At 35.0% G+C, this 9,172-nt stretch carries 7 protein-coding genes; 1 reads left to right on the forward strand and 6 read right to left on the reverse strand.

All coding sequences use genetic code 11. The features are described 5' to 3' along the window. Positions 1 to 744 precede the first annotated feature (744 nt). The 6 genes from BP621_RS04335 to BP621_RS04360 all read right to left on the reverse strand — a co-directional run bounded on the left by BP621_RS04335 (position 745) and on the right by BP621_RS04360 (position 7,871). Complete coding sequence (locus tag BP621_RS04335; RefSeq protein ID WP_292388155.1) at positions 745 to 978, reverse strand: hypothetical protein; 234 nt, start codon at positions 976 to 978, stop codon at positions 745 to 747. Between the two features lie 177 nt (positions 979 to 1,155). Then, positions 1,156 to 1,539 (reverse strand): cysteine-rich VLP protein, encoded by a 384-nt coding sequence (locus BP621_RS04340; protein WP_292388156.1) that lies wholly within the window; start codon positions 1,537 to 1,539, stop codon positions 1,156 to 1,158. Positions 1,540 to 1,543: 4 nt separating this feature from the next. After that, the gene (locus BP621_RS04345; RefSeq protein WP_292388157.1) at positions 1,544 to 1,702 is read right to left on the reverse strand and encodes a hypothetical protein; all 159 of its coding nucleotides are present in this window, start codon (positions 1,700 to 1,702) and stop codon (positions 1,544 to 1,546) included. A gap of 365 nt (positions 1,703 to 2,067) precedes the next feature. Continuing rightward, positions 2,068 to 5,172, reverse strand: coding sequence for a HEAT repeat domain-containing protein (locus tag BP621_RS04350; protein WP_292388158.1), 3,105 nt, complete (start codon positions 5,170 to 5,172; stop codon positions 2,068 to 2,070). A gap of 634 nt (positions 5,173 to 5,806) precedes the next feature. Further along, entirely contained in the window at positions 5,807 to 6,286 is a 480-nt protein-coding gene (locus tag BP621_RS04355) for a GNAT family N-acetyltransferase (protein ID WP_292388159.1), read from the reverse strand. Positions 6,287 to 6,785: 499 nt separating this feature from the next. Further along, positions 6,786 to 7,871: a type I restriction endonuclease gene (locus BP621_RS04360; protein WP_292388161.1), complete on the reverse strand. Its 1,086-nt coding sequence runs from the start codon at positions 7,869 to 7,871 to the stop codon at positions 6,786 to 6,788. 318 nt (positions 7,872 to 8,189) lie between these two features. On the opposite strand from BP621_RS04360, the gene BP621_RS04365 reads away from it, so the two are divergent. Further along, entirely contained in the window at positions 8,190 to 8,894 is a 705-nt protein-coding gene (locus BP621_RS04365; RefSeq protein WP_292388162.1) for an IS6 family transposase, read from the forward strand. The last annotated feature ends 278 nt before the right edge of the window (positions 8,895 to 9,172 follow it).

Raw genomic sequence — 9,172 nt, forward strand, 5'->3', positions numbered from 1 at the left:
CTACCAAACTGTTACAGCTATATATACACGTGCAAAATATTTAAAGCTTTCGGTAAACATAAATACCATGACAGGGAAATGGAATTCCTACTGGCTGGTGGACAACAGACTGTTATGTGCACTTCCAATCAGTTATTAAGAAAACACTGAAATTTCAGTTTATATGGTTGCCCGTTGTTTGTTAAGCGTGGTCTGACTAATCAGTCAATATATTAACTGACTAGTCAGTCACGTCTTTCGGAGAGTTTAGTATTGTTTACCGTCGGCGTCGGTGCGCACATGGACGTGTGTCTAATCAAATATATACAAAGCTAGCGCGTTTTGTCTGTTTCAGCCCACCGAGAGTGAAAAGTGTGCCTGTGCTGCCGAGGCTAGTCAAGCCCTGCTGTCTGCCTGGCTGTTTCATCGAAACGGAGGTCTAACAATAAAATAGGGCTAAGTCAGCCGAATAAGGAAAATCGACTTCTCAAGCTGAGAAACCTTAATTATTCAAGATTCTGAATTTAGCGTAACATTCAGCGCAGCAAAAACGCATGCACATGTAAATATCTCAAAGACCTAAAAGCACACCTAAACAATAACAACTGCCACAAAAACACGATATAAGTTTTTAAGGGCGACGCAAGCCAAGTTTTGCTCGTCCCCATATAGTTAACATAAAGAGGCTAAGAAAATATTGACGTTTTGGTGCTGTAGTGTCTATTGGAACAGTGCAGAGCAAAAAAGAAGAGAAGAAAAGAGTCTTCAAATTTTGTGCTTTTTCATTTCGAGTTCAAATTCAGCTTTCGTAAGCCCGCCGTATCTCAGGATTCCTCTGTTCGTTTGTGCAAGTGCTACACGTACTCCTTTTGAAAGCTTGCACACGTTTTCTGGGTCATCAAGTTTTGAGATTGTAGCATCAAGAGGACAATTCAACTTTTGACAGTTAGTATAGAAAGTGCAATCGAAAAACATCTTTCGTGAAAAATCGCGAGTCATAACCACAGCTTAACCTCCTTGTAATCAGCTAGAGCTTTTCTTTTCTCACTATAGCGAAGAAACAGAAAAAGTTTTGACAAGTTAAGGTAAATACCTTAGCTCAATAAAAACCGTAAAAATTTTCATTATCTGTAAACACTGTAAGGTTTATCTATTGCGTGACAACCTGTCAGGAACTCAGTGCATTTTTGAATCAGCTCTGTGTTTTTGCTGCCGTGCTTTATTCTGTGCTTTTTTCACTTTGATCAGGCATTTTGGGCAGTACTGCGCCCTGTTTGACTGAACAGTTATCGACTTCCCACATACAGTGCATTTTTTCTGCACAATGTTCAAACCTGAATCAAAATGCAGAACTTCAGATTCAAGAACCTGATTTAAAGGCAGCACAGCCTCTAAAAACCAGTCGCAGCCTAGTTCACGGTTAGACACTTGCGTGCACTTGTGATAAGCACCGTTATCTAGAAGAACACAGTTGCCGTTGTCAAAATTACAACACTCATTTCGAATTAGTGAGGTGACTTTCCTACTTTGTTCGGTGGTCATATCGTTTTCAAGTGCCATATTATCACTCTATTTTAACTTTTACAATGTGAATAGTGTTTCCCACTCGCGTAATAGTGACGAAATCATCACATGACCACTCAAGCTTTTCTGCTAATTTTTTAGGAATACTAATTCCGACGGTGCCTTCTTTATTAAGTTTTAAAAGTTTTTTAGTTACCATACAATAACACTCCCGTATGTTTATTATATAATATAAGTTTTGAAGTATTTAAGCTTTTCGAAAGATTAATATGTTATGAGATAGCGGTATTTAAAATAACCGCTCAAAATTAGTATGGGAATACAGCAGTCGCGCATATATGTGATGTATATACGCCACACATATTGCATACGGTTGGCATATGCAGCATGTGAAAGTTATGCGAAATTTACGTAACAGGAGAGTAAAGAAGTTAGAGTGAGAAAGAAAAACAGTATAAGAAAATAGTAAGTAGATGGAAAAGAAGAAAAAGAAGATTAGAAAAAACCCAAGCAGCCAACTGCTTTTTAATGTCTCCCACTTCGTCAACAAATATATAAATTGTTTTAATGAGCTAATGTGATCAGCATAGGGATCACAAAATCAATGAATGAAATAAATGCCGAAGATCTTTGTAGTATCCTATCATAATCTGATTGTTTTAATTCATTCAATTTTTTAGAATATTCCTGGTGAAATTTATCATTCTTTTTAAAAAATTCAGATATTATGTGATTTATTTCATTGAAGCGTTCTAGCATATTGTTGTTTAAACCGTTTAGCTTCTCAGCCTGCGTAGAATTTAATTCTTTAATAGAGACTACATTTAAGCTCCCTATTTCGTTTAGTTTTTTCAATTCTATTTTCATGGCATTGAGGCTTGAAATAATATTATGGGAGTTCAATTTGTTTTTGAAGATATCATAGTTTATGTAAGTCAACTGCGTATCCAATTTTTCTTCAATTCTATTTAACTGGATAGTTATATCAAGTTGATAAGAGAGTTTACCTAAGATATTAACCATAATAGGTATTTTATCTTCAATTGATGATTCTACATACATCATTTTAAGTAATTCACATGCTTCACCTTTTTGACCTTCAGGAAACTTAGAACAGATAGCTCTCATTGTGTTCTGCATAATAGTTACTTGTTTTTTAAATCCTAATGGATCTCTAATCGGTAAAAGAAATTGACTATTTTGATTTAATTCATTACCCAATTTTTCAAATTGAGTTCCTCTCGTTTGCTCACGAATTACTTCTGTTTTCTTTTGAATTTCGTTAAGAAGTTCTTTTAAATTTCTATCTAAAATAGGTAGTCCTTTTCTCAGAACTTCTGTAGCAAACGGCGCTTTCTTGTCAGTGCATTTCATTAGTTCTGCAGCATGATCACAGTATTTCCTATAATAATTGAGTTCGCCTTTTTTTGCTTCTAAATCTAGTTTTTCTAAGTTTTGGACTTCTTTTAAGGCGTTTGCAAGATTTTCAACCGCTTCAAAAAGCTGTTTTTTGCTCTCTGAGCCTTGAATCGCAGCTTTAGCTTCTTCCAGATATTTATTTACTTCTTCTCTAGCTTCTTGTTTTTTGAAAATTATTGTATGGAATGAGCGATAAAAAGGAAGGCAAAATTGAGCAGGATTAAAGTAACGTGATTCTTTTGCTGCAGTCTCGAAAAATTTTATTGCCTTTTCTAACTCTTTTTTGTAATCTTCATCTGTTGCTGCCAGGGAAGCCATGAATATTGAGACTTTTCCAAGAGAATGATTTGCTCGGGATCTCACATACTCGTCTTCATCATTACTAAGTTTACATAAGTCATTCCATGCTTGTTGCTTATCTGGCATTCGAGAGAACGCAGAACCAAGAGCAGAAGCAGCACTAGACCTCACAAACTCGTTTCCATCATTTATTAGTCTGTGTAAGTCATTCCATGCCTGTTGTCTATCTGGCAATTCAGAAAAAGCAGAACCAATAGCAAAGGCAGCATTAAGCCTCACAGAACTGTCTTCATCATTTGTCAGTATATGTATATCATTCCATGCCTCTAGTTTATCTGGCAATTGAGAAAATGCAAAACCAAGAGATTCGGCAGCACTAGACCTCACATACTCGTCTTCATCCTTGGTCAGTCTAAGCAAATCATTCCATGCCTGTTGCTGATCTGGCACTTGAGAAAACATATATATAAGAGCATAGGCAGCTTGACACTTCACACAACTGTCTTCGTCCTTGGTCAGTCTGTGTAAGTCATTCCATGCCTGTTGTTTATCTGGCACTTGAGAAAATGCAGAACCAAGATCAAAGACAGCACTATAACTTATTCCAATATCTTCAACATTGGTCAGTCTAATTAAGTCATTCCATGCCTGTAGTTTATCTGGTGCTTGAGAAGACACGGAACCAAGAGCTTTGACAGCACTAGACCTTATTTCAATATCTTCGTCCTTGGTCAGTCTGTGTAAGTCATTCCATGCCTGTTGTTTATCTGGCAATTCAGAAAAAGCAGAAACAATAGCAGAGGCAGCCATAGACCTCGCAAAATAGACTTTATCATTTGTCAGTCTGTGTAAATCATTCCATGCCTGCTGTTTATCTGGCAGTTGAGAAAAAGCAGAACCAAGAGCAGAGGCAGCTATAGACCTCATTTCACTATCTTCATCCTTGGTCAGTCTGTGTAAGTCATTCCATGCCTGTTGTTTATCCGGTGCTTGAGAAAAAGCAGAGCCAAGAGCATCGGCAGCATAAGACCTCACATCACTGTCTTTATCACTTATCATTCTGAGTAAGTCATCCCATGCATGTTTTTTATCTGGCAATTCAGAAAAAGCAGAACCAAGAGCAGAGACAGCATATTTCCTCACTTTCCAGTCTTCATCATTGGTCAGTCTAAGTAAATCATTCCATGCCTGTTTTTTATCTGGCAATTGAGAAAACGCAGATTCGAGAGCAGAGACAGCCCCAGACCTCACATAATGGTATTCATTCTTGGTCAGTCTATGTAAGTCATTCCATGCCTGTTTTTTATCTGGTACTTGAGAAAAAGCGAAACCAAGAGTAGAGGCAGCCCAATACCTCACACCACTGTCTTCATCATTTGTCAGTCTAATTAAATCATTCCATGCCTGTTGTTTATTTGGCAATTCAGAAAAAGCAGAAACAATAACAGAGGCAGCTATAGACCTCACATTAATGTTTTTATCGTTTGCCAGTCTGTGTAAATCATTCCATGCCTGTTGCTTGTCTGGAATGTCAGAAAACGCAGAACCAAGAGCTTTGACAGCACTAGACCTCACTTCAATATCTTCATTATTTGTCAGTCTATGTAAGCCATTCCATGCCTGTTGCTTATCTGGGACTTGAGAAAAAGTAGAACCAAGAGCTTCAGCAGCACTGGATCTCACAAGAAAATCTTCATCACTAGTCAGTGTATGTAAAGCATCCCATGCCTGTTGCTTATCTGGGACTTCAGAAAATACAGAACAAAGAGCAGAGGCAGCATATTTCCTCACTTTCCAGTCTTCATCATTGGTCAGTCTATACAAGTCATTCCATGCTTGTTGTTTATTTGGTAGGTCTGAAAAATGAAGTCTTAACTCCTTTAATGCATGTATACGCTCTTTTGGATCATTGCTTATACATTGATTGTGAATTTCCTCTTGGTCTACCAACTGCCAAACACCGTAAAATCATATCAAGTTGATATTTAAAAAGTTTCCTTTTTGATTTTAGAGAACACAAGATAACGTTAAACTGTATACGTATGTTATGTGTAAGCAATTTAAGTAAAAATTAGAAATAATATCAGAATATGTAATAGAAATAGTATACAACTTACTGAATTAATAAAAAGATTATACAGGTTTAAACTAAAGTTTTTCGGAAAAGATCCTGTAAATGCAACTATAACATAACCGAAAAATGTAATTGATAAGTAATATAATCATCAACGGTTACTAGGGAAGTAATTACATCATCCGCCTTAATAGAACTGAATAATAAGTAGGTATGGGTGGGAGAGCCCAACCCCACCCACGGGCTTGAGAGGAGCAGGGTGAAACGATAATACCTGCCCCTTATAATTACAGACCAAACCTAGGAAATAGGTCTGCATACAAGTATCAGTGTTAAAAATATTTAAATGTTTTTACAGTGTTTATCAGATTTCATACACTCATATTGCCAGAAGCATCTCCAAGAATTAAGTTTCTGGATCCTATTACCGGCTCATAATTAGGGTTTTAGAGAGGTAGAAGTGTTTGTTTGGTGAAATATCTGACTGCAAGAGTCTGATTTTATGTTTATCTAACATATCTTTTTCTTATACAAACTCATGCTTTCTACTTGAACAATTGTTTCCCCCACATTGCAAAAGCCATATGCTTCATAATATTTACACAGCCTTGACACGTGTTTTCCGCAATCCAGCCGTAGGTAATCTTTTCCCTGCTGTTGACAATAATCTTCAATCAGTGTTAAAGCACGCTCACCAGTATGTTGCCCGGCTAAATGACGTGTTATTGTGAACGAATGAACATAGCCTGCAGTATCTTCTCTGTTCCCCCAGAAAAGTTCATCTGTCCATTGTAATCGGAAGCATCCAATAGCTTCATTTGCTTGGCAAATCATATAGAATTCTTTGTTTTCAAACCCTTCCTTAATCCAGTCGACAAACTCAGCTGGGGGGTTAAGCCAGCTCTGCCAGTAGTCTATCTGTTTTTCTCTAAGCCAGAGTGCAGCATCTTTCAAAAATTGTAGGACTAAAGTAAACTCATCTTGATACATAGATCGGAAATACAAGTCTCACACCAAGGGTATTCATTCCGTTGAATGTTGTAGATCTGATGTTTTCAGGGGGTTTGGTTATTTCTGAGCTTTTTCGACATACGTATAGAAAAAGGTATTTATTGAAAAAGCAAAAGCTTCTTCAAAATTTTCAATAGTTTAAAAATAGTTCAGTTTACATTCCTGAACTTTTGTCAACTATCTACAGGAATCACCATGATTTTAACCTTAAAAACTTAATATCTAAGAGGTGACTAGAGCAAAACACACTTTTGAGTTGACAAAATTACTAGATTTGTAAACTTACCTACTCTACAACAAAGCCGGACAAAAAACTTTGAGTATATAAATAAACTCTTCAAAAAGAGAAATTTTATCTGTAAATTGACCTTTACTATGGGGAAGCGGTCAAGTTTAGACAGTTGTGAAAGTGTAGTCTGAGAATGATAGAATGTTTTGAAAAAATGTAAAATATAAGAAATACAGAAAAAAGGCGCAATCAAGAGTTTTTAACTTTTTCATAATCATCAATCGTGCCTTTCAATTTATCAGCATAACTGTAAATACCATTTAAATCCTCAATAGGCACTTTCTCTTCATTTTTATCAATGAATAAACCTAGGTATTTCTGCTTGGTATTGAAGTACATGCGGCATATAGGCTTTCTGTTGTTGTCATCCAACAGTATACCACAGTAAGACTTCTTGTCTCTAATAGCCACCCTATTTAGATCAATATTCTCTCGGAGAATAGATTTAACAATGAAATACCCTTCAATTTCTTCTTGAGTCGTTACAATATCGTTCAAATTATTGTTGGTGTTGTTGAGATCAGGTGACGTATTTTCATTATCTAAAGTAGAAGAGACTGTATCTTCAGACATGGCGAACTTTAATCGATCATTGATCCTGTCATTAATAAACTGATTAATAGCATTTCTAGTAATAGTAGTGAACTTTTCACGAACACTCTGCGTAAAAGGACCGTCATTCACTTTTTTAGCGAAAAATTTAACAAACTCTTCAGAAGGAGAATTTATTTCATTTGCAAGAATCAGCTTGATTTCCTTTATGTATTTTAATCCGCAAGCTACGTTTGCTAAATCATCAATATTAAATGATTCCTTTTTAAATCGTTTTAACTCATTTATCAAAGGCTCTTTAACGTCTAATAAGTTTATTTCCAAAAATGACTTATCATCCATTTTATTTGGGGCTTCAATATCTGTATAAAAACGATACACTATGCCATTTGTTAAAATCCCTATTTTTGCCTCACTCACGCTAAAATATCTAAACAATTGAGAAGCATACTCGTTATCAAGATCAGCATCAATGTTTTTGCACTCAATTAGTATTACTGGCTTGCCATCTTGCATAATAGCGTAATCAACCTTTTCACCTTTTTTTGTACCATAATCAGTAGTAAATTCAGGGACAACCTCAGTAGGATCAAAAACGTTATAACCCAATATATTTAAAAGAGGCAAAACAAGTGCATTCTTTGTGGCTTCTTCAGTTTTTATACTTTCAGATAACTTGGGGATTTTAGTGGCTAACACCTTAATTTGGTCGATGAAATCCATTGTCAAACACTTCCTTAACTCCTAAAAACCTAAAAAATATTATAAGTCTTTATAGATATAGCTGACGATTTGTGTATAATCCCTGGGATAATTTCATCAAAGCTTGTTATTAATTATTATATTTCAAAAGTTGCAAAACAAGATAGTAAGTAGAATTAGGGAAGTCGTGAGAGTACAGCCCCTTTGTGTGAAGGTAGCAGACACTTTCAATATTTTCTATTCCTAATTCCACTAAAAAAGGCATAGAAATTTTGGTTCCGTTGCAAAAAATATCTGCTAAGGATATAATAAAATAAAAAGGAAATCAAAGATAGTGACATGCTATCTAATTCCTTTAAATGGAAGCACTTTGCAGGAGAAATCATCTTATTAAACGTAAGATGGTACTTAAAATATGCATTGAGTTATAAAAATTTAGAGGAAATAATGACAGAAAGAGGAATAAAAGTCGACCATACAACAATCATGAGATGGGTACATCAATATTCACCTGAAATAGAAAAGAAGATAAGAAGGCAGTTAAGACCAACTAATAACTCTTGGAGAGTTGATGAAACCTATATCAAAGTAAAAGGTAAATGGAAATATCTTTACAGAGCAGTTGATTCAGATGGAGATACAATTGATTTCATGCTAAGTGCGAAACGAAATAGAAAAGCTGCAAAGAGATTCCTTAAGAAAGCCTTGGATTTAAATCACAATCAAATGCCGAGAGTAATAACAGTTGATAAGAATCCAGCTTATCCTATTGCCATAAATGAACTGAAAAATGAAAAGAACTTGTCTGAAAATGTTGAAATTAGACAAGTTAAGTATTTGAACAACATTATAGAACAAGATCATAGGTCTATAAAGCGAATAATTGCTCCAATGCTAGGTTTTCAGGATTTTTGTTCTGCAAGTAAGATTTTGAAAGGAATTGAAGCTATGAATATTGTTAAAAAAGGGCAAATCAAAAATTTTAATTATTCTGCTCTTGAGGAAGCAAAATGCATTAATCAATTATTTGGACTAGTTCCATAATATTGATATATTTCCATTGGATATTTTTGACTTTTGTTCATCATTAATAGATTTACACGCTTATTATGATTTTTTTGCAACGGAACCATTAATATTGCCTATGGTTTTCTTACTGCATTTTTTTCAATTATTAGTTTAAAGTTAAAATTTAGAAGATTACTTTTTTTATCTTATAATTTTAAGATCTTTAACATTATGATATAATTTAAAAAGTTTATTATGTTTGTATCTCATATCATAGGTAGTTCTCAATTAGGAGAATAAATGATAAAAAAGGA

Source organism: Methanosarcina sp. UBA5 (assembly GCF_002505485.1).
Taxonomy (GTDB): Archaea; Halobacteriota; Methanosarcinia; order Methanosarcinales; family Methanosarcinaceae; genus Methanosarcina.